The sequence below is a fragment of the Longispora urticae genome, assembly GCF_053902585.1.
Genome location: NZ_JAQZSH010000064.1, coordinates 1 through 23181 on the forward strand (window position 1 = coordinate 1; position 23181 = coordinate 23181).

The following is a 23181-nucleotide window of genomic DNA, read 5'->3' on the forward strand; positions in this document are numbered from 1 at the left end:
GGCCGCCCTCCTGCTCCTTCCTGATGTAGGCGAGCTTGTCCTCCGGGGTGGCCTCCGCGAGGAAGTCGTCCACGCCGGCCTCGTCGGCGATGGCCTTCGCGGTCAGCGGGTTGTCGCCGGTGATCATCACGGTGCGGATGCCCATCCGGCGCATCTCGTCGAACCGCTCCCGCATCCCGGCCTTGACCACGTCCTTGAGGTGGATCACCCCGAGGGTGTGCGCGGGCTGGCCGGGGCGCAGTTCGGCCACGACGAGCGGGGTGCCGCCGGAGCCACTGATCGCGTCCACCGCGGCGCCGACCTCGTCGGTGGGGTGTCCGCCGTTGTCGCGGACCCACTTCATGACGGCTGAGGCGGCACCCTTGCGGATCTGCCGAACGCCCGCGTCCTCGGCCAGGTCGACCCCGGACATCCGGGTCTGGGCCGTGAACGGCACGAACGTGGCATGGGTCATCACGCCCTCCTCGCGGGCCCGCAGACCGAACCGCTCCTTGGCGAGCACGACGATCGAGCGCCCCTCGGGAGTCTCGTCGGCCAGGCTCGACAGCTGAGCGGCGTCGGCGACCTCGTCCGGCGAAACCCCGGCGACGGGTACGAAGTCACTCGCCTGCCGGTTGCCCAGCGTGATCGTGCCGGTCTTGTCGAGCAGCAGCGTGTTGACGTCACCCGCCGCCTCGACCGCCCGGCCCGACATGGCCAGGACGTTGCGCTGGACGAGGCGGTCCATGCCGGCGATGCCGATCGCGGACAGCAGCGCGCCGATCGTGGTGGGGATCAGGCACACGAGCAGCGACACCAGCACGATGCCCGTGACGCCGTTGCCGTCGAGCACGGCGGAGTCCAGCGCCGGGGAGCCGTTCTTCGCGAAAATCGCCAGGGGCTGCATGGTCGCGACGGCCATCAGGAAGATGATCGTCAGCGAGGCGAGCAGGATGTTCAGCGCGATCTCGTTCGGCGTCTTCTGCCGGCTCGCACCCTCCACGAGGGCGATCATCCGGTCGATGAAGCTCTCCCCCGGCTTCTGGGTGATCTTCACAACGATCCGGTCGGACAACACCCGGGTGCCGCCGGTGACCGCGCTGCGGTCCCCACCGGACTCCCGGATGACCGGGGCCGACTCGCCCGTGATCGCCGACTCGTCGACGCTGGCGATGCCCTCGACCACGTCGCCGTCGCCCGGGATCAGCTGCCCGGCCTCCACGATGACGATGTCGCCGAGCTGGAGCTGGTTGGCGGCCACCGACTCCTCGGCGCCGTCCGGCGCTCCGGGCTTCCAGCCCAGCAGCCGGCGGGCGACCATGTCGGTCTTGGCCCGGCGCAGGGTGTCGGCCTGCGCCTTGCCCCGGCCCTCGGCGACGGCCTCGGCCAGGTTGGCGAAGAGGACCGTCAGCCACAGCCACACGGTGATCGCGAGGGCGAAGAAGCTCGGCTTCGTGATGGCCAGCACCGTGGTGAACACGGAACCGATCTCCACGATGAGCATGACCGGGTTGCGCCACAGGGTGCGCGGGTCGAGCTTGCGCAGCGCGTCCGGCAGCGACTTGTAGAGCTGTTTGGGGTCCAGAAGGCCGGCGGACACTCGTCCGGGGCTCTTGGGGGCCGATGCCACGGCGACATCGTGTGCCATCTCAGTCCTTGTCATGTCTAGAACAGCCCCTCAGCGATGGGGCCGAGGGCGAGGGCCGGCAGGAATGTCAGGGCGACCAGGACGACGGTCACGCCGACGACCATGCCGACGAACAGCGGCCGGTGGGTGGGCAGCGTGCCGGCGGAGGCCGGGGTGGGCCGCTGCCGGGCCAGGGAGCCGGCGAGGCCGAGTACGAAGATGATCGGCAGCAGGCGGCCGAGCAGCATCGCGACGGCCAGGGCCGTGTTGTACCAGGGCGTGTTCACCGAGATACCGGCGAACGCCGAACCGTTGTTGTTCGCGGCGGAACTGAACGCGTAGAGCACCTCGGAGAAGCCGTGCGGCCCGGAGTTGAGCATGCTGGAGCGTTCCCGTTCGCTCGCCATGGCAAGAGCCGTGCCGACGAGTACCAGGCAGGGTGTCACCAGGAAGTAGAGCGAGGCGAACTTGATCTCCCGGGCGCCGATCTTCTTCCCGAGATACTCGGGTGTCCGCCCGACCATCAGGCCGGCCACGAAGACCGTGATCACCGCCAGGACCAGCATGCCGTACAGGCCGGAGCCGGTGCCGCCGGGCGCGACCTCCCCGAGCTGCATGTTCAGCATCAGGATGCCGCCGCCGAGCGCCGAATAGGAGTCGTGGAAGGAGTCCACCGCGCCCGTGGACGTCAGCGTCGTGGCAGCCGCGAACGTCGCGGAGTTGGCCACCCCGAACCGGGTCTCCCGGCCCTCCATCGAGGAACCCACAGCCTGGGGAACGGTGCCCGGGGCATTCGTCTCCAGGGCCATCACACCGACTGTGCTGGCAATGGCGATGATGCCCATGACGGCCGCGATCGCCAGGCCCTGGCGCTTGTCGCCCACCATCCGGCCGAACACCCTCGGCAGGCTGAACGGGATGAACAGGATCAGGAAGATCTCCAGCCAGTTCGTCCACGTCGTCGGGTTCTCGAACGGGTGCGAGGAGTTGGCGTTGTAGAAACCGCCGCCGTTGGTACCCAGCTCCTTGATCACTTCCTGGCTCGCGACCGGGCCGCCCGTGACGTGCTGGGTCGCACCGGCGAGCGTCGTGACGTCGGTACCCGTCGAGAAGTTCTGGATCATGCCGGCGCCGACGAAGATGATCGCGCCGACCACCGCGACCGGCAGCAGGACCCGCAGGCAGACCCGGGTCAGGTCGACCCAGAAGTTGCCCAACTGGTCGGTCTTACTGCGGGCGAACCCGCGCACCAGGGCCACCGCGACGGCGACCCCGACGGCGGCGGACACGAAGTTCTGCACCGCCAGGCCCGACATCTGCACCAGGTGGCCCATCGTGGACTCACCCGAGTACGACTGCCAGTTCGTGTTGGACATGAAACTCACGGCGGTGTTCCACGCCTGGTCGGCCTTCACCGCCGGGAAACCGAGGTTCAGCCACAACTTGTCCTGCACGCGCTGGAACGCATACAGGAACAGCACCGACAGCAGGGAGAAGGCCAGCACGCTGCGGGCGTAGGTTCCCCAGGTCTGCTCCTTCGCCGGGTCCGCGCCGATCACCTTGTAGACGCCGCGCTCGACCACGTTGTGCTTCGTGCCGGTCAGGGCGCGAAACATGTAGTCGCCGAAGAAGCGGTAGGAGATCACCAGGGCGGCGATCAGGGCGCCGACGAAGATCACGCCGGCTGTAGTCGTGTTCATTAAAAGCGCTCCGGGAACAAGAGGGCCGCCACCAGGAACAGGGCCAGCCCGACAGCGAGGACCAGGCCGATGAAGTTGACTGCGTTCACAGCTTCTCCACCCCTCTGACCACCAGCGCCAGGACCGCGAACACAGCCACGGTCAGCACCACGTACGCCAGATCAGGCACCGTGCTTCTCCTCTTCGTTGAATGACGTACCGGACAGCTCGGAAGCGCCCGGGATCTCGGGTCGGTTGACCCATGGCCGGGGCTCGCGGTGGCGGCGGACCAGTCGGTACGCCTCCCCCGCCGCGAGCCCCGTTGTCGCTGCCAGCACCAGTGCTCCCAGACGCAACATATCGGTCAAACCATGCCAGGACAGCTCACCCAGTCGATTCACCAGGAAACCGTTGAAGATGGCGAATCCGACCAGGACGACGAACCCGAGGGCGAACGCGTCCCCGGTCACCGCCGCGAACAGGGCGACCGCGAGGACGAGGACCGCGTACCGCACGACCGGCTCCGAGCCCGGAACCATCGCGGCGAGGAACGCCGTGACGAGGAGCAGCGCCGAACCGAGGGCGATGTTGATCCCCAGCGGGGTCTCCTCCGCCACCGGCGCCCACCCGCCCGGCCTGATCCACACGACTGCTCCCTGACGAACGTTCGACCACGGTCGCCCTTCGACCGCGTCAGGAAGTACAACCCCTGCTCAGGCCGTGGACCAGAGGTCTATACGCAATCCCTACGGCCGGGCCGGCATTCTTGACGCTTTCCCGACGGGCGCGGCGCCGGATTGCCTTCCGACCAATACCAAAGGGTGATAGAGCAAAAATCGCCCGACAGGGGGCACCACGGTCGACCCCGCGCCCCGCCGTGCCTCCAGCGCGGGGAGTACACGGCCGGGCGCGTGCCCCGAACATCGGGCACGTCCGCCGTGCCGCCCGCGCGGCGAGCACACCGGACAAGCGCACCCGCGGCGTACCCGTCAGGATTTCGTGGTTTTTCGCCGGGACGGCGTAGTGATCCCGTCAGGACCGGTGCCGCGCGGGCCTTCCCAGGTCCACCATGCGGATATGAGTCATCGACCGAGGCCCGCACGGGTCGCGCAGCCCACCGATCCGTCCGAGGTCAGCCCACGGGTCGTCAAGGTGTTCCGGGTGGTCCTGCTGGCGCTGGGCGCCCTGCTGGCCGTGGAGATCGTGTTCTAGAGACCCGGGAAATGGGGCGACGACCGGCCGCCCCACTCCGCATTCCCTAGGCTCCCGGCCGCCTGCCGTGGTTGGCCTTGTTCTTGCGCCGCGCGCGCTTCTTCCGTGCCCTCTTCCCCACGGCTATGCCGCCTGCCGCGCGACGGCGGGTTGTTCGAGGCCCGTGAGCCGGCCGCTGATCTTCCACAGCCGCGACACGGCGCGGAGGTTCTCCGCCAGGCCCGCCGGACGGCGCGGACTCAGGCCCTCGTAGTAGGCGCCGTTGACGACGTCCGTCTCCGGCGAGGCGAGCTGCGCCAGCACGGTGCCGGCGTCGCCGACCGGAGCGCCGACGCGGCTGTAGAGGGGGAGCAGACGGGTGTCGACCACTCCCGGGTGCACGCTGACCGCCGTTAACCGGTTCGCCTCGTGGCCGGCCAGGCCGACCGTGAACATGCTCAGGGCCAGCTTGGACTGGGCGTAGGCGGCGACCGGGGCGTAGCGGTGCGACCGGTTGAGGTCGGCCCAGTCCAGGTTGCCGGTGACATGCAGCGCCGAGGACACGTTGACGACCCGACCGGCCCGGGCCGCGTTGAGCGCGCCGGACAGGAGCCTCGTCAGCAGGTACGGCGCCAGGTAGTTCACCTGGAACGTCAGTTCGTTGCCGTCGCCGGTGACCGTGCGGCTCTCCCGCCCGGCGATCGCCGCGTTGTTGACCAGGGCGTCGATCCTTGAGTGGGTGGCGAGGATCTGGGCGGCCATGGCCACAACGTCGTCGAGGCGGGAGAAGTCGGCGACCACGAACTCCAGCCGCAGCGGGTCGGCCCCGTCGCGGACCAGCCGCATGACGGCCTCCTCCGCGGCGTCGGCGGTGGGGGCGTGCACGATGACGTTCCAGCCGCCCACGGCGAGCCGACGGGCGGTGTCGTACCCGATGCCGTCGGAGGAGCCGGTGACCAGGGCGGTCGGGGAAACAGGCTGAGACATGATCCATCCAGGGGAGACAGGCCGGCGGGTCGCCGGCACGGTGGCACACCGGCGCGCCGTCGGCGGGCCGGACAGATGTGGTGGGGTGGGCCGGACCCGGCCGGCGTCAGCCCGAGTCAGTCGGACTGGCCGGTCAGGCGCGCGGTGAGTTCCCACAGCCGGGTGACGGCGGCGCGGTCCACAGCCAGTGGTGCGAGGCCGCGCGGGACGTCGCGTTCGTAGAAGCCGCCGTTGTCGGCCGCGCAGTCCTCCCCCGCCAGCCAGGCCAGCGGACCGACGGCGTCGGTGACGGGCGCGCCGCTGGCCGCGTACCGGCCGAGCATGTCCGTCGCCACGATCCCCGGGTGCACGCTCACGGCCTTCGGCAGGCCGCCGCCCCGCTCGGCGAGCGCGGTGGTGAGCATCGACAGGGCCAGCTTGGACTGCGTGTACGCCGCGAACGGGGTGTAGCGGCCCCACAGGCTCAGGTCGTTCCAGTGCAGCTGGCCGTCGCGGTGCAGGACCGAGGACACGTTGACCACCCGTCCGGACGGCGACGCCGTCAGCGCCGGCCACAGCCTGCGGGTCAGCAGGTAGGGGGCGAGATAGTTGACCTGCAGCGTCAGCTCGTGGCCGTCCACGGTGAGGATCCGGCTGCGGGCCCCGGCGACGGCGGCGTTGTTGACGAGCACGTCGAGATGGGGGAACTCCGCCGTGATCCGGCGGGCCATCGTGGCGACGTCCGCCAGTCGGGAGAAGTCGGCGGCGACCGTCCGCAGGCGCAGTGGTTCCGCGCCGTCCTTCACGAGGCGTTCGGCGGCGTCGTCACCCTCCCGGGCGGTGCGGGCATGCAGGACGACCGTGACGTTCTCGTCGGCGGCGAGGCGGCGGGCCAGCGCGTAGCCGATCCCGCTGGTGGCCCCGGTGACCAGTACCGTGCGCGGGGTGTGTCCTTCGGGCATGGCCTCTTCCCTTCCTGGTGGGCTCCGCGATTTCTGGTGGGCTCCGTGATCGACGTCTGGACGAGCTCAGCGTCCGATGTCCGGGGAGGTTCCGTGTCCGGCGTCCGCCGGGCGTGACGGACCGGCGGACGCCGGACACGGAACTGGTCAGGGGCACCTACCCCGGCGGTCGCGCCCGGTCCCCTCAGATCCGGGCACGTGCCGCCGGGGCAGGCTCAGGAATGCCGCGCACACTCACCGACCGTCCCGGAATGCGGGACAGCTCGCGATGGGGATCAGCGTGCGGCGGCGGTGGTCAGTGGCCGGGTCGATGGCAGCCGCGAGGAATGCCGTGCCGGGATGGGCGCAGCGCACGAGGGGTGGACGAGCCAACTCCTCGGCGGCGCACTCGTGTGCTCGGGTCCCGGCGGGTCATGCCAACCAGTCAAGCATTCCCGCATTGCGGGATCAATGATCCGAGTACCGAATTGACGAATTTTTGATGACTCCGCCCGAGTGCCCGTCCATCAGCCGCAGCGCCAGCGTCGCCTGCCGCGCGTCGTCCACACTCACCAGGACGAGCGCGCCGGAGATGAGCTCCAGTTCCAGCGCCTCGCCCGACCGCAGCAGCACCGCACGGCTCCGGCGGGGCAGCCACCGCCAGCCCCAGCCGTCCCAGGACCACGGCCCCGCCGGGACCGTCCGCACCGACCGGATCATGCGCAACGGGACCCGGGTGCCGGCCCCGGGGAGGAGGCCGCGGTGGACGCGGACGGCGTACACGTCGATGCGCACCACGACCTGGCAGACCGTCGCCGCGAGCAGGATCAGCAGGGCCGCGCAGGTCAGGACCCCGAGGCGCGCCAGGCCCGGCAGCGCGGTGCCGGTGATGGCCAGGAGCGCCGCGAGCGCGAGGAGGACCAGGGCGGCCCGCCAGCTCGTGGTCCGGCTCCACCACACCGAGGAGGTCGTCCCGTGGGGTTCTGACGATGGGACCATGGCACCGCTCCCGACACTCGTGTCCGTTGTGGACGTCCGCGCCGACCAGGCTTCCCGGCTCACCGGCCCCACAGCTGTTCGGTGGCGGGGTCCGCGCCCGGAGTGCGGCGCGCGGACCCCGCCAGCGACCCGGCGGAGGGGCTTCCGGTCGGGTCGCACGGGCGCGGCGGCTTTGTCGGGACGTGGCACCGGTGGAACGCATCTGCATGCCGGTGCCACAGCCGCGCCAGGTTCGCGGGCCCCGCTGGAACCCTCGGGCCCGACGCGCCAAGTCAAACACCCACCGCCGACGGGTACCAGCCGTCCTGACGCGATCTCTACGCCGGCACTACGCGGAACCTACGCCCGCGTCAACGGAACGCCGCCAGCCGAGGAAGCACCCCGGCCGGTCGCCACGGGCCACCATCACGCGCATCCGCTGGTCGTCACGCTCGTGCACCAGAAAGCGGCGCGGGTCTCCACCGCCCACTCCCCGTGCGTCACACGGTGGCATGGCGCGCTCCAACGTGCGGCTGCGGCGTAGGGATCGCGTCGTTTTTTCGTCGGCGGCCGTAGGGATCGCGTATGGGACCCTGCCCTCGGGCGCGCGGCGGGCCCAGGATCAGCGCGTGATCACCGAAACTCTTCTGGTACTCGTCGTCGTGGGCGTGGTGCTCGCGGCGGCGGCGTACCGGATGCGCCGCTCCTTCCTCCCCCCGGCTTCCCGCGCGGTGCTCGACCCGGCCGTGCACCGGCTCGTCACCGCCGCCGCGCACGGCGGAGCGGTGCCGATCGTGGTCCGCGAACCCGGCTGCGTCCCGGTGCCCGGCGGACTGTTCCTCACGATCAGCCCGGTCAACACCGACGAGCCCAGGGTGTACGAGGAGGACGGCAACCTGCGGGTCTACGGCCCGCCCACCCCGGCCACCCTCGCCGCCGTCCTGCTGGCGATCCGCGATGAGACGGGCGTCGTGCCGCACGCGCACTTCGGATGGACCGAGGACAGCCTCGCCGACCGGATGCTGCGGCACCTGTTCACCGGCGTCGGCGAGACGGCCCCGGTGACCCGGGAGGTGCTCCGCCGCGCCGAACCCGACCCGCACCGCAGGCCCGTGGTGCACCTCGGCTGACGGGCGCCGCCACGGCGTCAAGCCGGCGATGGATCCCGTCAACGGATCTCGAATACCGCCTGGGGAACCGGGTTTCTCCCTACTCGACGATCACGTTGGCGGGTTCCACGCCCCAGCCCTTGAGGGCGGCGTAGGTCAGCTTGTCCATGCGCGCGCCGTCGAAGTTCACGGTGCGCAGGGCCTTGTAGTACTTCTTGCTCGTGCCGCGGAAGGACACGTCGCGCAGCGTCGCACCCCGCATCGAGACGCCCTCCAGGGCCGCCTTGTCGAAGTTCACGCTGGTGAAGGGGATCCCGTCGAAGGTGAGACCGCGCAGATCGGCGTAGGAGAAGTCCACTCCGGCGAAGACGCAGCGCTCCAGGACGGTCTTGCGCAGGTCGGTCATGCGGAACGTGACGTCGGTGAACGTGGTCTCGACGAACCGGGTGTCGGTGAGGCCGGACATGCTGAAGTCCACGCGGAGCAGGCGTGCCCTGCGGAAGCTGGCGCGCGACAGGTCCGACACCGTGAAGTTCGCGTCGGTCAGCCTGGCCCCGTCGAAGTTCGCCTCGGCGACATCGCTCGCCTTGAACTTGGCGCCGGCGATCTCGGCGTTGGAGAAGTCGGCGCCGCGCAGCGCGCTCGCCGAGAACCGGCCGTCGCGCACGGTGACGCCGGCGAAGTCACTGCCGGCCAGGTTGCTCGCGTCGAAACTCGTCACCATCTGCCGCTCGAGCATCCCGGAGAGGTTGGACATCTCCCGCACCGTCTCCTCGATGTCGCCGATGCTGTCGACGGTCAACTCGAACGCCGTCGCCTCGTCCTTGCCCTCGGCCCGCAGCTCGCGGAACCGCTCCTGGAGGTCCGCGAGCAGGTCCGTCTTCAGCTCGCTGATGCTCTTCGTGCCCTCGTAGGCGGCGAAGAGACCGTACACGTACTCGTTCAGCTTGTCGCTCATCGTCGGTGTCCCCTCACAGCAGTGTGTCGAGTACGCGTTTGGCGTAGTCCCAGTTGCTCTTGTTGCGCGCATAGGTCGCCCGACCCCTGTCGGTGATCTTGAAGTACTTGCGCCGGCCGCCCTGGGACTCGTCGCCCCAGTACCACGTGATGTCACCCTCGGCCTCCAGCCGCCGGACGCTGGAGTACATCGTGGCTTCCTTGAGCTCGTACTCCCCCTGGGAGCGCTCGGCGATCAGCTTGACGATCTCGTAGCCGTAGCGGTCCGCCTCCGCCAGAAGCCGCAAGATCATCGTGTCGGCGTTCCCGCGCAGCAGATCCGAAGTGATCTTGCTCGTGCTCATTCAGCACCTCCGAGCAGAACCGTAACTCCGCGGTACTGTGACTGTCAAGGTAGTTGGAGAGGCAAGGTATCGGGATGCCCGTGGTGGCCTCTGACTACGGCGCGAGGCCCAGGATGATGGCGATGGTGCCGAGCGTGGCCATGAGCAGGGCCGTACCGGGGTGCATGCCGATCGACAGCCGGATGTCGTGCTTGCGCCAGACGAGCCAGACGGCCGGGAACAGGAAGATGATCTTCGACAGGACGGTCCACGGTGCCCAGAAGTGGTACACCGAGAACAGGACCGTGTTGAGCACGGGAGCTCCCCAGCGCAGGTGGGAGATGCGGGGCAGCAGGAAGCCGCGGAAGTAGAACTCCTCGACGAGGGGCAGGGTGAACCCGGTCAGGGGGAGGCAGATCAACATCGTGATGACCAGGCTCGAATGCGAGTACCCGTCGATGTAGGTCGTCGCACTGCCCCCCGCGCCCTCGAAGGGGATCCAGGTGAAGAAGGTGTCGAAGACGAGGTTGTCCAGTGGGGTGAGCGCGAGTGCCACCACCGTCATCCACACGATGAGGCCGGCGATGATGGCGGCGACCTTCCCGCGCGGGATGGGCCTGTCCAGGTAGCGCACCACCCCGCGCAGCGAGAACCGGCCGTTGCGCCTGCGGCCCAGCCACAACAGGCCGAACTGCACCGGCGCGAGCACCACGACCAGGGCGATCGCCCAGGCCAGGAAGATCGGGTAGCCGATCGCCGTGACGAACGGTTCGGCGAGCAACAGGTAGGCGGCGACGATCAGGGCGCCGGGCACGAGGTGCAGCGCGATCGACAGCGGAAGGGAGTGCCGGTCAGCGAGCAGCAGCTCGACGACGCGGTTCGGCCGGGCGACCTTCTTCCCCGTTACAGGGGTCTGCGTGTTGTCCATGCCGCAAAGAATCGACCCGCCCCCTGTCACGACCCTGTCATGCCGCTGACGCAGTACGACGAGGACTGACGGCGAGAGGGCGGTCAGGCTCAACCGGAAGCCGCCCCCACTGATCACCCTGCCCGGCAGGGTGAACCCGCCCCGGCAGGAGGCCAGGTCACACGAGCGTGTGAGGAGGAACCACCCGATCGCCGCGCCGATCTCGACGGTCGGGACCAGCCACAGGTTGATGCGCAGGAGTTCGCGGCGCGACCGTGGTTCCACCTCCCCCGGAGCACCGCTGCGGAACATGGGGTCTACGCAGGCCAGCCGGCTGTGGATCTCCTCAGGAGTCTACACCCGAGGCCTCCTTCAACGACGCCTACGAGACGTTCCCCGACCCGGTCGGCACCGGCGCCCTGAAAGTCGTCGCCTCCCGCACCTGAACCGCCACCCCATGATCGATCTACCCGAAGCGCGGCATATTGTTTGACCGATTCATCCATATTAGGGAAGGTCTTACTTCATGTCCAAGAGCACCCGTTCCATCGCCACGGCAGCACTGCTGACCGGCCTGGCGGTCACGGCCGTCCCCGCGTCAGCGTCGGCGTCCATCGTGCCGCCTCCGAACAGCTGCGGAGGCGAGGTGTCTGACTACTCCGCGAGCACCTACTACGGCACCCTCACCAAGGACAGCGCCCTGGAGATGCAGATCGCGTTCAACGCCACCGGGGAACGTCTGACCAACAACATCAACGGCCCCACCCAACGCAGTCAGACCCAGTCCTCGGTCGTGGTCAAGAACAACAACGGCCGGGGCGAGGTCTCCTGGTTCACGCTGCAGGGCACCGCCGTCGGGGAGAACATCTCCTGCCTGCCCGGGTCGTCCAAGGTCCAGTCCATCGGCGGGCACGTCTACACCAAGTTCGGCCAGTACGAGTTCCTCCTCGACAAGGTCGCCGTCTAGAGGCGACGCAACCGTGAATCCGTGTCCGACGGCTTCCGTCGGACACGGGTGCCTGGGTCGCCCAACCCTCCACGACACCAGCAGCCGCGACTCGTCCAGGTGGCCCGCGAGGTGGGCGCCGTCCTCGCACACGGCGGGACGCTGTGGTGGTCCACCGGCGACATCACCCGTCGGACACGGCACGTCCTCGATCTGGGCGGCCTCGCCTCGCCCAGGTTCGCGACCAACGCCGCGGGTGTCGCGTCGCGGCCCTTTCCGCGTCCGTCCGATGGAGACACGGGCGCGGTACGCCACCGCCGTCACCGAACTGCGGATCCGGCTGGACACGCGGGCCAGCGCGCCGTTCCCGTGGGCGCTCGTGTCCTTCACCGACCTCCCCGACGCGGCCAGCCGGGCCGATCTGGATGGGGCCGGGCCACGCCTGGTACGGGCCACGGGGTGATGTGAGGCCCGGGCTGGCTTCCCACTTTTCACTGCTCCGCAGGCGAACGCGTCGAACGGCGTGCGGTCGGCCACAAACCGATTGCGCACGATGAGCCCGTTGCCGACGGTGGCGCACATGACGGCCCGGGCCGAGGACACGACCTTCTCTCGAGACCGGATGGTCTTGACGTTTTCCTGACGGCCGGTAGGGTCAGCGGCGGTGTGCCGGGAAGTCTGGTCGGCTCCGTGACCGCTGTGGTCGCGCGATGTTGACCGGAGGTCTTTCATGCGCGCACGAGATCTGGCCGCCCCGTTCCCCGTGGTCGAACCGTCAACCCCAGCTGTGGAAGCCGCTCGGCTGCTGGCCGGGAACAACCTCCCCGGCCTGATCGTGGTCGACGCCCAGGTCCGGCCGGTGACGATTCTGCCCGGCACCCAGGTCCTGCGCCTGGCGGTGCCCTCCTACATCCGCGACGACCCGGCCCTGGCGCGGGTGATCGACGAGCCGCACGCGGACACGTTTCTCGCCGAGCTCGGGGATCGCACGGTGGCCGAGTGCCTGCCGTCGCAGCCGAAGGAACTCCCGGTGGTGGATGGTGACGCCACGGTCCTTGAGGTGGCGGCGTTGATGGCCCGTTCCCGCAGCCCACTGGTCGCGGTGGTCGACTCCACCGGGGTGCTGGTCGGGGCGATCACGCTAGACGCGCTGCTCGACCGGCTGCTGGGCACGTGACCGCGGTCGGCTGGCTGGCGGTGGCGATCTTCGCCGGCGCCTACGTTCTGATCGTCACCGAATGGGTCCACCGCCTGACGGCCGCTCTCGGCGGGGCCGCGCTGATGCTGGCCCTGGGGGTCACGAACGGGGAGAAGGCGTTCTTCTCCACGGATTCGGGCATCGACTGGAACGTGATCATCCTACTGCTCGGGATGATGCTGATCGTCGCGGTGATCAAACGCACCGGCGTGTTCGAGTACCTGGCGATCTGGGCGGCGAAGAAGGCCAGGGGCCGCCCGTTCCGGGTCATGGTCATCCTCGTGCTCGTCACCGCCGTCGCCTCGGCCGCGCTGGACAACGTGACGACGATCCTGCTGATCGCGCCGGTCACGTTCCTGGTCTGCGACCGCCTCGCGGCCCCGGTCGCGCCGTTCCTGATCGCGGAGGTCATGGCCTCCAACATCGGCGGCACCGCCACCCTGATCGGCGACCCGCCGAACATCATCATCGCCTCGAAGTCCGGGCTGACGTTCAACGACTTCCTGGGCCACCTGGCCCCGTTCATCGTGGTCCTACTAGGTGTGTTCGTCGCCGTGTGCTGGCGGCTGTTCGGCCGCAAGCTGCGCTATGACCCGCAGCGCGCCGAGCAGGTCATGGCGCTGCGTGAGCGGGACGCCATCCGCGACGTACGACTACTGATCGTCAGCGGGATTGTTCTGGCCGCCGTGCTGGCCGCGTTCTCCCTGCACACCGTGCTGCATCTGGAGCCAGCCGTGGTGGCGATCGTCGGCGGGTTACTGCTGCTGGGCGTCTCGCGCCTGGACGCGGGCGAGGTGGTCAAGGATGTGGAGTGGCCGACCCTGGCGTTCTTCGCCGGACTGTTCGTCATGGTCGGCGGCCTCGTGGCCACCGGCGTCATCAGCCAGGTCTCCGAAGCCGCCGTCGGCGCGGTGGAGGGCCGGGCGTTGCCGGCGACGATGGTACTGCTGTGGGGCTCAGCGGGCCTGTCGGCGATCGTGGACAACATCCCGTATGTGGCGACCATGGCTCCGATCGTGGCCACCCTCGCCGCCACCCCGGGCACCGGCGGGCAGGTCCTGTGGTGGGCCCTGGCCCTCGGCGCGGACCTGGGCGGCAACGCCACCGCGATCGGCGCATCCGCGAATGTCGTGGCGCTGGGTATCGCGGAGAGGAACGGCCGGCCGATCAGCTTCTGGCAGTTCACCCGCTCCGGGCTCGTCGTCACGGTCGTGACGTTGTTGTTGGCGACGCCGTACCTGTGGCTGCGCTACTTCGTGTTCGCCTAGCCCGAGCAGAAAGCAGCCAACGCCGACCCGCCTGACCGGCTCGTCCTGTACCTCGAACGGCTGAGCTCCCTGGACGTCGCCGGGCTGGGCATCCTCGCCCACACCGCCGGCATCGCCCAACGCGACGGCCGCCGCGCGCATCTGGCCTTGGTGCCAGAGCGCGTCGGCCAACACCTGCACCACTGGCATGACCGAAGCGTTCGTTCTGCGAGACGCGGTCCTCGAGGCGATCTGCTGAGGCCCACCCCGCCACTGGCTCCACGTCAACCCAGCTGACCAGGCCCCACGCCTGCGCCGGCCGCACCGTCCCCTACCCCTCATTGGGAGTGCTCATGCTGCCCCTGATCGGCCTCGCCCTGCTCGGCCTGGTCCTGCTTGCCATCGCTGCAGACCAACTCGTCCTTGGAGCCGGCCGGCTTGCGGCTGGGCTGCGCGTCGCGCCTGTCGTCGTCGGGGTCGTCGTCATCGGCCTCGGGACGTCGGCCCCGGAGTTCCTGGTGTCCGGGTTGGCCGCGGCCCGTGGTGAGGCCGACTTGGCGGTCGGGAACCTGGTCGGTTCCAACATCCTCAACGTGACCCTCATCCTCGGTGTCTCGGCGCTGATCGCGCCGGTGGTAGTGCACGCCCGCATTGTGCGCCGCGAGGCGCCCCTGGCCATCGCCGCGACGGTCGCCCTGGCCGGCGCGGTTCTCCTCGGCCTCGGAACGTGGGCGGGCGTGGTCCTCGGAGTGCTGTTCGCCGCAGCTCTCGTGTTCCTGATCCGCCTGGCCCGCGAACCCGCCTCGCAGTCACCCGACCTGGCCGACGACGTCGAAGAACTCCTTGAGTCCCCGCGCCCACCCCGAACCTGGGCGGAGGTCGCCCGAACCATCCTGGGGCTGATCGGTACCCTCGCCGGGGCGCAACTGCTGGTCGCCAACGCCTCCGACCTCGCCGGCCGCCTCGGCGTGCCGGCGACCGTCATCGGTTTCACGATCGTCGCACTGGGGACCTCGTTGCCGGAGCTGGTCACCGCGATCGCCGCCAGCCGGCGCGGTGACACCGACCTGCTCGTGGGCAACCTGCTCGGCTCCAACCTGTTCAACAGCCTCGCCGGCGGTGCCATCATCGGCCTGGCGGCCCCCACCACCGCCCGCACGTTCAGCATCGCCCTCCTCGTAGCGATGATCACGATCAGCGGTCTGGCCTGGTTGTTCCTCGGCCGGTCCGGCAGGGTCACCCGCCCAGAGGGCCTGGTACTCCTCGGCTGCTACGCCGCGACACTCCCGCTCCTCCTCTAGGTCAAGCTGGCGGCCCGGGACACTCGCGTTGGGGTGTTGGCGGGTCTACGCTGAGCGACAGGTGTGCCGGGAAGCCTGGTCGGCGAGTCGATGACCCGACGGCGAAAGGTCACCGCCATGAACACCCACCCCGGCTCCGCCCGCCTGCGGCGAATGCTGTGAACGGCCCGGCGATTCACACCGACGCCCTGACCAAACGGTTCGGCACGCTCACCGCCGTCGACCAGCTCGACCTGCGCGTCGAGCGCGGCGAGGTGTTCGGGTACCTCGGCCCGAACGGGGCAGGCAAGACCACCACGATCCGCATGCTCCTGGACTTCCTCCGTCCAACCTCGGGCACCTCCCTGGTGCTTGGAGGCAGCGGAGCGGACCCGGCGGTGCGCGCGAGGATCGGGTACCTGCCCGCCGATCTCCCCGTCGACCCGCGCTGGACCGCGCAGGCGCTCCTGGACTTCTACGGCGACCTGCGCGGCCGACGTGACCGGGCATGGGAGCGCACTCTGCAGGACCGGTTCGACCTCGATCCGTCCCGCCCGGTCGGGGAGTTGTCCACGGGCAACCGGCGCAAGGTCGGCATCGTCCAAGCCGCCTCCCACCGACCGGAACTCCTCATCCTGGATGAGCCCACCTCCGGGCTCGATCCGCTACTGCAGCAGGAGTTCCAGAGCCTCATCCGCGAACTCGTCACCGACGGGGCGACGGTGTTCCTGTCCAGCCACGTCCTCCCCGAGGTCGAGGCCCTCGCCGGACGGGTGGCGATCCTGCGCGAAGGGGTCGTCGTGGCACAGGCCGGCATCACCGAGCTGCGCCGCACTGCCCGCACCCGCATCGACCTGCGCCTGACGGTCCCCGCTGACCCGGCACCGTTCGCCGCGCTGCCCGCCGTCGTCGAGGCGACCGCCGACGGTGACCTGCTGCGCCTGGTCGTGGAGGGCAGCGTCGACGCGGTGATCAAAACCGCCGCCACCCTGTCCGTCGAGCAGATCATCACCCACGAGGCCGACCTCGAAGACGTGTTCCTGTCCTACTACACGCGGCGGGAGTACCAGTCATGATCGTCACCCGCCGCATGATCGCCGACCGCCGCCGCGCCACCGCCTGGTGGGCCATCGGCACCGCCATGCTCGTCGTGTTCACCGTCGCCCTGTACCCGGCGGTCAAAGACCAGGCCCAGGTCGAGGACCTCCTCAAGACCATGCCCGAGGCGTTCCGCAACATGATCGGCTACGACGCCGCCGTCCCCATGACCTCCCCAGCCGGGTACCTGCACGCCCGCCTGTTCTCCACCGTCGCCCCCGTCCTTTTCCTGGTGTTCGGGATCGGCGCCGGGGCGGCGGCCATCGGCGGGCTGGAGGAGACCGGCCGCCACGAACCACTCCTGGCCAACCCCGTCACCCGCGCCCGCCTGGCCACCGAACGCTACGCCGCAGCCGTCGGGCTGCTCACAGGCCTCGGGGTCGTGTTCGCGGTGACTCTCGCCGCGTCCGGTGGGCCCGTCGGGGCGCTGGCCGGCATTCCCGCCGGGCACCTGATCGCCGCCAGCGCCGCGATGCTCGCCCTCGCCGTGCTGCACATGAGCCTCGCCTACGCCATCGGCGCCGCCACCGGACGACGCGGCCCCGCCGTCGCCATCCCCGCCGCCGTCGCGATCGGCACCTACCTCATCCACAGCCTGCTGCCCATGGCCGAAGCCCTCGCGCCGGTCCGCTACGCACTCCCCTGGTACTGGTACCTGCAACGCAACATCCTCGCCCAGGGCCTCCCACCCGCAGCCCTCATCGCACCCTGGCCATGTCGGCTGTGCTGTTCGCTGTCGGGTGGGCAACCTTCCAACGGCGCGACCTGCGGTGAGGAACCGGTCCCGCCGACCATCTGCCGACGACCCGTCCTCGGCTCGCAGCTGTCACCCGCAGTTCGACGTCTCAACATGGCCGTGACCAGCCACCAGGCGCCTTAGCAGTACAGGCTGGCGCTCTGGGCAGAACTCATTCGTCGCCGGTCGGGAGGCTATCTGTTCGACGTGCTCGTCGGGCGTGTCACGGGCGCTTCTGGCCAGCTTGGGTGATGGTCGTCGATGACGAGGCGGTGGGTGTGCCGCCAGGCTCCGGGTTCGCCGGTGGCGTCGGCGAGGTGGTGCGGGTCCGGTTCGGTGTGGACGTGTTCGACGTCGTCGGGGTCGGCCGCCGGCCACGTCCGCCACGCGTGGGTGAGTCCGGTCAGGGCGATGGCGGCGAGGGTCGCGAGCGCGAGAGGGACGCTGACCGCGCCGAGCACTCCGGCGAGCACGTAGGTGGCCAGCCAGCCGAGGTGCGACACGGTGAACTGCGCGGCGAACAGCGCGGGCAGGTCGTCCGGGTGTCCGGAGCGGCGGATCAGCCGCCCGACGGGGGTCTGCGCCAGGCAGCCGGCCGCCCCGATCAGTGCCCAGGTGCCGAGGACGACCGGCCACCAGAGACCGGGGAGCACGGCGGTCAGCGTGGCCGCTGCGGCCAGGGCGGCGACGAGTACGGCGGACGCGCCGAGCATCACGGTCCGGTCGGGCACTCGGGCCAGGACCCGGGGCAGTAGCAGGGCGGCCGCGATGGAGCCGGCGCCGGACACCCCGAGGGCCAGTGCGACGGCGGGGTCGGTGCCGCCGAGGTGGCCGCGCACGATGACCACGGTGTTGACCAGGACCATCGCGCCGGCCGCCGCGACGGCGAGGTCGACACCGATCACTGCCCGGAGTCGGGGGGTGGCGGTGAACATCCGCAGGCCCCGGGTGGCGCGGTCGGCCAGCCGGCCGCGCCGGGCCGGCGGGTGACAGGTGGGCAGTGTGACGGCCAGGATCAGGGTGGCGGAGGCGGCGAACCCCAGGGCGGTACCGGCGAAGAGCCAGCGGGCGTCCACGAAGGCCAGCAGCACACCGGCGAGGACCGGGCTGGCGAGGGATTCGAGGTCATAGGCCAGCCGGGACAGCGACAGCGCGCGGGTGTAGTCGGCCTCGTCGGGCAGGACGACGGGGATGGTGGCCTGGAACGCGGGAGTGAACGCCGCGGACGCCGACTGGAGCACGGCGATCAGGACATACACCTGCCAGACGTGACCGACGAACGGCAGCGCGACCGCGACCGCCACCCTCAGCAGGTCCAGCGAGACCAGCAGCGCCCGGCGGGGGATCCGGTCGACAAGGGCGGTGACCACCGGGGCGAGAACGACGTACGCGATCATCTTGATAGCCAGCGCAGTGCTCAGGACGAGTCCGGCGTCGGGGCCGGCGAGCCGGTACGCGGCCAAGCCCAGGGCGACGGTGGCCAGTCCGGTGCCGGTCAGGGCGAGGACCTGGGCGGTGAACAGGTAACGGTACGTCCGGTTTTCCCACGCGGCCATTCCGCTACCCTCCAACGACGCACCCGTCGACCGAGAGAACATGTGCTCATGTACGCACACGATGATACTAAGCCCGCGGTCGACTGGGAACACCTGCCGCCCGCTGAGCAGGTCGACGCCGCCACAGAGGCGTTCCGGATGCTGGGCGACGCCACTCGGCTACGGCTGCTGTGGCTGCTGTGCGGCGGCGAGTACGACGTCACCACCCTCGCCGACCGGCTCGGCGCGTCCCGGCCCGCTGTGTCACAGCACCTGGCGAAGCTGCGCCTGGCCGGCCTGGTCACCCAGCGCAGAGATGGTCGCCGCGCGGTGTACGCGGCGCGCGGCGGTCACGTCCGCCGGCTCCTCGCCGAGGCCCTCGGCGCCGCCGCCCACCACGTGAAGGGCCTCCCCGACCACGATTGAGGCCCGGGGTAGTTGGGTTACCCGCTCAGGTGCCTGCCGCGCGGTCGTGGGATGCGGGGTCACGGGGGCCCGGGACCCCGCCGAGGCTCCATTGGGTGGCTTCGGGGGCGTCTCGCAGGTTGAGACCTGCGGCGGCGAGCGCGTCGCGGATGGCGTCCGCGTGCGGGTAGGCGCCCTGGTCTCGCAGGTGTCGGCGCAGGGCGAGCAGTGGCTCGACGGCGGGTCGTAGGTGGTGCAGCGCGTCGGGGGTGACGGTGTCGCCGAGGCGGGTGATGAGGTCTCGCAGGATCGCGCGCGACTGCCCGGTTCCTTCATCCTCCTCGGTGTCGCTGGCCCATTCGGTGATGGCCGCCTCCAGGGAGAGGACCGCCTCCACCATGCCTCGGGCGTCTCGGTCGGTGTGCGCGGAGGCGAACGCAGCCTCGCTGACTCTCGTGATCTCCACGAGGGTGACCGGAGTGTTACCGGGTTCCGTCACCTCGGTGGGCACGGCACGGATGAGGTCGACCACGCTCGGCCCGTGCCGGGTGAGCGCGCGCAACTCGGCAAGGGTCAGCGTCGTACCTGCCGGCAGGACGGTGCTGACCCCGGCCCGACGGACGGTCAGCGCACCGCGTCCCATGATCTCGACGGCGTCGGCGTGCTGGTCGACGATGACGGCGGTGTGCTCGTCGACACCGAGGAGCGCCGTGTCCTGCGGGAGTCGGCGTTCGAGGTGGGTGAGGCGGCGCTCGCCCAGGTAGCAGTACCTGGTGTCGTGGGTGCCGCCCTCGGTGTTGTCGAAGTGCGGAATCACGGTGACGTCCAGACCCAGGGGTTCGAGCATGTTCAGGCCTTCGACCCAGTGCGGGGCGAGGCCGGCCTTGTAGATCTCATAGACTGGCAGCGCGGTGCGGCCCATGGTGGCGGCAGCGGCGGAGGCGAACACCGTCAGGCCCCGGCGGTGCCGGATCCGGTCGCGCAGCGCGGCGGCGGTCGTCCCGTTCGTCCATCGGGTCAGGGCGTAGGTGGGGCTTCCGGGACCGGCGAACAGCCAGTCGGCCGTGCGGATCGCGGCGATGGCCGCCAAGGACGTCGCCGGGTCCCCGCCATCGGGCGCCGGACACACTTCGACCCCGAGTCCGACGCTGCGGCGGAAGTAGGCGACGGCCTTCGCGGAGATGTCGGAGACGTTCTCCTGGAACGCGTACGGCGTGTCGAGCAGTACCGCGCGGGCGCCGGGCGCGAGACGGGCGGCCAGGGCTCTGTGCACGGTCACCATGGTGGGACTGGTCTCCCCGGAGCCCATGATCGCGAGCACACCGGGGTGGTTCGTACCTGACACGGTGCCTCCCTCCGGCGCGCAGGAGCGCTCCCCTCACGACGGTAACGGTCCGCGTCACAAGAGTCACTACCTGTATGGACGCTGCGAGTTCAGGCGTGCTGGAAGACCAGCTCCCCGGCGGGGGCGACGTCGTACGCGGTGATCAGCTCCCAGAACTCAGGGCCGGCCGCAGCCGCGATGTGCTCGTCGGTGACGCGCAGCATCGCGAGGTGACGGCACGCGTGCGATGCCACCTGCACCACCGAGACGGCCAATGGACAAGGCGCGAGCAGGTCACCGGATCGCGCGGGCGGCACGGGACTCAGTACCCGGCCCCGCTGCGGCGTGGGATCGCAGGCTGCGACGTATGTCAGCACGACCTGCCCGGTGTCATAGCGCCAGGAGGTGGAGTGCAACAGTGCCGGCGGCGCCGAAGCGGGGAAAGTTCTCGCGAGCTGGCGCGCGGCGGCATCCGGTGACTCGTCCTCGCCCAGAGCGTCGCGGAGTGCGCGGTAGGTCAACGCGCCATGGTGGACGCCGAGCCATAGGAGTTCGATCTCGACGCGTCTGTTGGTTCCTGTTGTTCGTTGCAGTTCCCCCTGCACTCCAGCCCCCGCAGTGTGTTGCCTCGTCGTCACTTTCGGTAAATGATGACAGGGTGGGTTGCCCGTTACCGGGTTTTCGTGCACGACCACGCGCCGGTTCCTCCCTGACGAGAGGTCGACGATGTCCACAGCACAGCGCCCCCTCCCCCGATCCCGAACACCCCTGGCCCGCCCCGACCGCTTCCGGCTCGCTGGCATGTTCGGGTTCATCGCTCTGCTGCACGTCGTCGGCTGGGGTGTCCTCGTGCTGGCGGTCGTTCCCGGGCACTACCAGCTGGGCGCGGGGCTGTTCGGTATCGGCACCGGCCTGACCGCGTACTCCCTCGGGCTGCGGCACGCCTTCGACGTCGACCACATCGCGGCGATCGACAACACGACCCGCAAACTCGTCGGCGACGGTCAGCGCCCGTTGTCAGTGGGCTTCTGGTTCTCCCTCGGCCACTCCACGGTCGTCGTGGCCCTGACCCTGCTGATCGCGTTCGGGGTCCGCACTGTCGGCGCGAACCTGTCCGACGACAGTTCGGCCCTGCGCGTCTACGGCGGCCTGATCGGCACCACCGTCTCCGGCCTGTTCCTGTACCTGATCGCGGCCATGAACCTGGTCGTCCTGGTCGGCGTGGTGCGGATCTTCCGCAGGATGCGGCGCGGGCACTACGACGAGGCCGCGTTGAACACCCACCTGGACAACCGGGGCTTTCTGAACCGGCTGCTCGGCCGTGCGATGCGGTCGGTACGGCGCCCGTGGCACATCTACCCGATCGGCGTGCTGTTCGGCCTCGGCTTCGACACCGTCACCGAGGTCTCTCTCCTGATCATCGCGGGTACGAGCGTCGCCGCCGGCCTGCCCTGGTACGCCATCATGTGCCTGCCGGTCCTCTTCGCCGCCGGCATGTCCCTCCTGGACACCCTCGACGGCTCCTTCATGCACGCCGCCTACTCCTGGGCCCTGGCCCAACCCGTCCGTCGGGTGTACTTCAACATGACGGTCACCGGACTGTCCGTGCTCGTGGCGCTTCTGGTCGGCACGGTGCAGGTACTGTCCCTGCTCCGCGACGCCCTCGACCTGACCGGCGACACCTGGGACTGGATCGACGGCCTGTCCTTCGACACGATCGGGTTCGCCGTCGTGGGGCTGTTCGCCGGCATCTGGCTGCTCGCCGCCGCCGTGTGGCGGTTCGGCCGGATCGAACAGCGCTGGACGGCACACGCCCGCCCCGCGGAGGAAGCCGCAGGCGACTGAGCCTCGAGGCACCGCACCAAACCCGGGCTGGGTGGGGGCCGCAGGCTGCGGCCCCCACCACTGGTCAGCTCTGGTTCACCGACACCGCGTTCGGCAGCGCCAGGTACGGGAACGCCGCTCCGAAGGCGTTCTCGTTCGCGTTCACGCCGTCGCCGAGCCCGGCCACGCCCGGTGCCGGGTTGGGCAGCAGGATGCCCTCGGCGGCCTGCAGCGTGATGTCGATCGCGTCGTCGGCGAGCCGGCGACCGTTGGGGAAGCCCGCGAGGTCGCCGCCCAGGACGCCCATCCGGTTGGGGTTGGCGGACGGCGGCACGTTCATGTTCAGGCGCAGCTGCTCGCTGGGCCGGAACCTCGACGCGACGACGTCCTTGTTGAGGAGCTGGGAGTTCAGGTCCGCCTGCACCGGCCCGCACGCCTTGCACACCCCAGTCAGGAACACCTCGACGAGGTCCTTGCGCGGGGTCGCCGGCGCCGGGAGGTTGTAGATGGCGTTGACCAGCTTCGGCACCTCCGGTTCCTGGACGAACTTCAGGAACTTCGCGTCGTCGACCGGCCGGGTGGCGTTGAACTCGTTCTTGCGACCCACCGGGATGACGACCTCGTTGACCAACGGCATCCCCAGGCGCGACACCTGGGCCATGCCGTGCTCGGCGTCGGAGTCCTCCGCGACCGGCTCGGTGACCTCCATCCGCTTGCGCGAGGTGGTGCTCCAGATGCCGACCACCGGGTTGCGGGCGACATTGTTCTTCAGGGCCAGATCCTTCTTGGGTACCTGGAACGCGACCGCGTTGACGTTGTACCCCTTGAGCGTGTCCTGCCCGACCTCGGACAGGTTGCCGCCGTAGAGCAGGTCGAACACGCGCAGGTCGGCGAAGAACGGGTCGTCGGCCTGCCCGGTGAACGACTTGCC

At 69.9% G+C, this 23181-nt stretch carries 26 protein-coding genes; 11 read left to right on the forward strand and 15 right to left on the reverse strand.

Translation table 11 applies throughout. The features are described 5' to 3' along the window. From kdpB to PT931_RS35950, 4 genes are all read right to left on the reverse strand, one after another. A partial coding sequence (gene kdpB, locus PT931_RS35935) for a potassium-transporting ATPase subunit KdpB (RefSeq protein ID WP_456250191.1) occupies nt 1-1627 on the reverse strand: 1627 nt, incomplete at its 3' end. A gap of 17 nt (nt 1628-1644) precedes the next feature. After that, the gene (gene kdpA, locus PT931_RS35940; RefSeq protein WP_456250192.1) at nt 1645-3306 is read right to left on the reverse strand and encodes a potassium-transporting ATPase subunit KdpA; all 1662 of its coding nucleotides are present in this window, start codon (nt 3304-3306) and stop codon (nt 1645-1647) included. Continuing rightward, on the reverse strand, nt 3306-3395 hold the full coding sequence (kdpF, locus tag PT931_RS35945; protein ID WP_456250193.1) for a K(+)-transporting ATPase subunit F: 90 nt from the start codon (nt 3393-3395) through the stop codon (nt 3306-3308). Before kdpF ends, kdpA begins: the two co-directional genes overlap by 1 nt. Nucleotides 3396-3467: 72 nt before the next feature. Beyond that, entirely contained in the window at nt 3468-3932 is a 465-nt protein-coding gene (locus tag PT931_RS35950; RefSeq protein ID WP_456250194.1) for a hypothetical protein, read from the reverse strand. Between the two features lie 430 nt (nt 3933-4362). On the opposite strand from PT931_RS35950, the gene PT931_RS35955 reads away from it, so the two are divergent. Continuing rightward, on the forward strand, nt 4363-4497 hold the full coding sequence (locus tag PT931_RS35955; RefSeq protein WP_456250195.1) for a hypothetical protein: 135 nt from the start codon (nt 4363-4365) through the stop codon (nt 4495-4497). A gap of 46 nt (nt 4498-4543) precedes the next feature. Here PT931_RS35955 and PT931_RS35960 read toward each other — a convergent pair whose 3' ends face one another. From PT931_RS35960 to PT931_RS35975, 4 genes are all read right to left on the reverse strand, one after another. Further along, the gene (locus tag PT931_RS35960; protein WP_456250216.1) at nt 4544-4618 is read right to left on the reverse strand and encodes a 50S ribosomal protein bL37; all 75 of its coding nucleotides are present in this window, start codon (nt 4616-4618) and stop codon (nt 4544-4546) included. A 2-nt stretch (nt 4619-4620) separates the two neighbouring features. Then, the gene (locus tag PT931_RS35965) at nt 4621-5463 is read right to left on the reverse strand and encodes an SDR family NAD(P)-dependent oxidoreductase (RefSeq protein WP_456250196.1); all 843 of its coding nucleotides are present in this window, start codon (nt 5461-5463) and stop codon (nt 4621-4623) included. Nucleotides 5464-5579: 116 nt separating this feature from the next. Next, nucleotides 5580-6404, reverse strand: a complete 825-nt coding sequence (locus PT931_RS35970) for an SDR family NAD(P)-dependent oxidoreductase (RefSeq protein WP_456250197.1) — start codon at nt 6402-6404, stop codon at nt 5580-5582. Between the two features lie 447 nt (nt 6405-6851). Beyond that, the gene (locus tag PT931_RS35975; protein WP_456250198.1) at nt 6852-7382 is read right to left on the reverse strand and encodes a hypothetical protein; all 531 of its coding nucleotides are present in this window, start codon (nt 7380-7382) and stop codon (nt 6852-6854) included. 608 nt (nt 7383-7990) lie between these two features. Here PT931_RS35975 and PT931_RS35980 point away from each other — a divergent pair. Beyond that, a complete protein-coding gene (locus tag PT931_RS35980; RefSeq protein ID WP_456250199.1) occupies nt 7991-8491 on the forward strand; it encodes a hypothetical protein in 501 nt (166 codons plus the stop codon). A gap of 79 nt (nt 8492-8570) precedes the next feature. Here PT931_RS35980 and PT931_RS35985 read toward each other — a convergent pair whose 3' ends face one another. From PT931_RS35985 to PT931_RS35995, 3 genes are all read right to left on the reverse strand, one after another. After that, nucleotides 8571-9428 carry a pentapeptide repeat-containing protein gene (locus PT931_RS35985; protein WP_456250200.1) on the reverse strand — a complete coding sequence of 286 codons (858 nt, stop codon included), beginning with the start codon at nt 9426-9428 and terminating at the stop codon, nt 8571-8573. A 13-nt stretch (nt 9429-9441) separates the two neighbouring features. Next, complete coding sequence (locus tag PT931_RS35990) at nt 9442-9771, reverse strand: PadR family transcriptional regulator (protein WP_456250201.1); 330 nt, start codon at nt 9769-9771, stop codon at nt 9442-9444. A 94-nt stretch (nt 9772-9865) separates the two neighbouring features. Beyond that, entirely contained in the window at nt 9866-10942 is a 1077-nt protein-coding gene (locus tag PT931_RS35995; protein WP_456250202.1) for a CPBP family intramembrane glutamic endopeptidase, read from the reverse strand. A gap of 241 nt (nt 10943-11183) precedes the next feature. On the opposite strand from PT931_RS35995, the gene PT931_RS36000 reads away from it, so the two are divergent. From PT931_RS36000 to PT931_RS36030, 7 genes are all read left to right on the forward strand, one after another. Continuing rightward, a complete protein-coding gene (locus tag PT931_RS36000; protein ID WP_456250203.1) occupies nt 11184-11624 on the forward strand; it encodes a hypothetical protein in 441 nt (146 codons plus the stop codon). A gap of 268 nt (nt 11625-11892) precedes the next feature. Continuing rightward, a complete protein-coding gene (locus PT931_RS36005; protein ID WP_456250204.1) occupies nt 11893-12066 on the forward strand; it encodes a hypothetical protein in 174 nt (57 codons plus the stop codon). Between the two features lie 267 nt (nt 12067-12333). Continuing rightward, the gene (locus PT931_RS36010) at nt 12334-12780 is read left to right on the forward strand and encodes a CBS domain-containing protein (protein WP_456250205.1); all 447 of its coding nucleotides are present in this window, start codon (nt 12334-12336) and stop codon (nt 12778-12780) included. Continuing rightward, entirely contained in the window at nt 12777-14069 is a 1293-nt protein-coding gene (locus PT931_RS36015; RefSeq protein WP_456250206.1) for an SLC13 family permease, read from the forward strand. Before PT931_RS36010 ends, PT931_RS36015 begins: the two co-directional genes overlap by 4 nt. A 332-nt stretch (nt 14070-14401) precedes the next feature. Further along, entirely contained in the window at nt 14402-15349 is a 948-nt protein-coding gene (locus tag PT931_RS36020) for a calcium/sodium antiporter (RefSeq protein ID WP_456250207.1), read from the forward strand. 158 nt (nt 15350-15507) lie between these two features. Continuing rightward, nucleotides 15508-16404 carry an ABC transporter ATP-binding protein gene (locus tag PT931_RS36025; RefSeq protein ID WP_456250208.1) on the forward strand — a complete coding sequence of 299 codons (897 nt, stop codon included), beginning with the start codon at nt 15508-15510 and terminating at the stop codon, nt 16402-16404. After that, the gene (locus PT931_RS36030; RefSeq protein WP_456250209.1) at nt 16401-17306 is read left to right on the forward strand and encodes an ABC transporter permease subunit; all 906 of its coding nucleotides are present in this window, start codon (nt 16401-16403) and stop codon (nt 17304-17306) included. Before PT931_RS36025 ends, PT931_RS36030 begins: the two co-directional genes overlap by 4 nt. Nucleotides 17307-17356: 50 nt before the next feature. On the opposite strand, the gene PT931_RS36035 is transcribed toward PT931_RS36030, so the two are convergent. Next, entirely contained in the window at nt 17357-18718 is a 1362-nt protein-coding gene (locus PT931_RS36035; protein WP_456250210.1) for an MFS transporter, read from the reverse strand. Nucleotides 18719-18766: 48 nt separating this feature from the next. On the opposite strand from PT931_RS36035, the gene PT931_RS36040 reads away from it, so the two are divergent. After that, nucleotides 18767-19123: an ArsR/SmtB family transcription factor gene (locus PT931_RS36040; protein ID WP_456250211.1), complete on the forward strand. Its 357-nt coding sequence runs from the start codon at nt 18767-18769 to the stop codon at nt 19121-19123. A 25-nt stretch (nt 19124-19148) separates the two neighbouring features. On the opposite strand, the gene PT931_RS36045 is transcribed toward PT931_RS36040, so the two are convergent. Both PT931_RS36045 and PT931_RS36050 read right to left on the reverse strand, forming a co-directional pair. Continuing rightward, entirely contained in the window at nt 19149-20447 is a 1299-nt protein-coding gene (locus PT931_RS36045) for a CysS/YqeB C-terminal domain-containing protein (protein WP_456250212.1), read from the reverse strand. Between the two features lie 89 nt (nt 20448-20536). Then, nucleotides 20537-21160, reverse strand: a complete 624-nt coding sequence (locus PT931_RS36050) for a hypothetical protein (protein ID WP_456250213.1) — start codon at nt 21158-21160, stop codon at nt 20537-20539. On the opposite strand from PT931_RS36050, the gene nicT reads away from it, so the two are divergent. Continuing rightward, entirely contained in the window at nt 21153-22271 is a 1119-nt protein-coding gene (gene nicT, locus PT931_RS36055) for a Nickel transporter NicT (RefSeq protein WP_456250214.1), read from the forward strand. The genes PT931_RS36050 and nicT overlap by 8 nt on opposite strands. A 64-nt stretch (nt 22272-22335) precedes the next feature. Here nicT and PT931_RS36060 read toward each other — a convergent pair. Next, nucleotides 22336-23181: DUF4331 domain-containing protein (locus tag PT931_RS36060; protein ID WP_456250215.1), on the reverse strand; the 846-nt coding region annotated here is incomplete at its 5' end.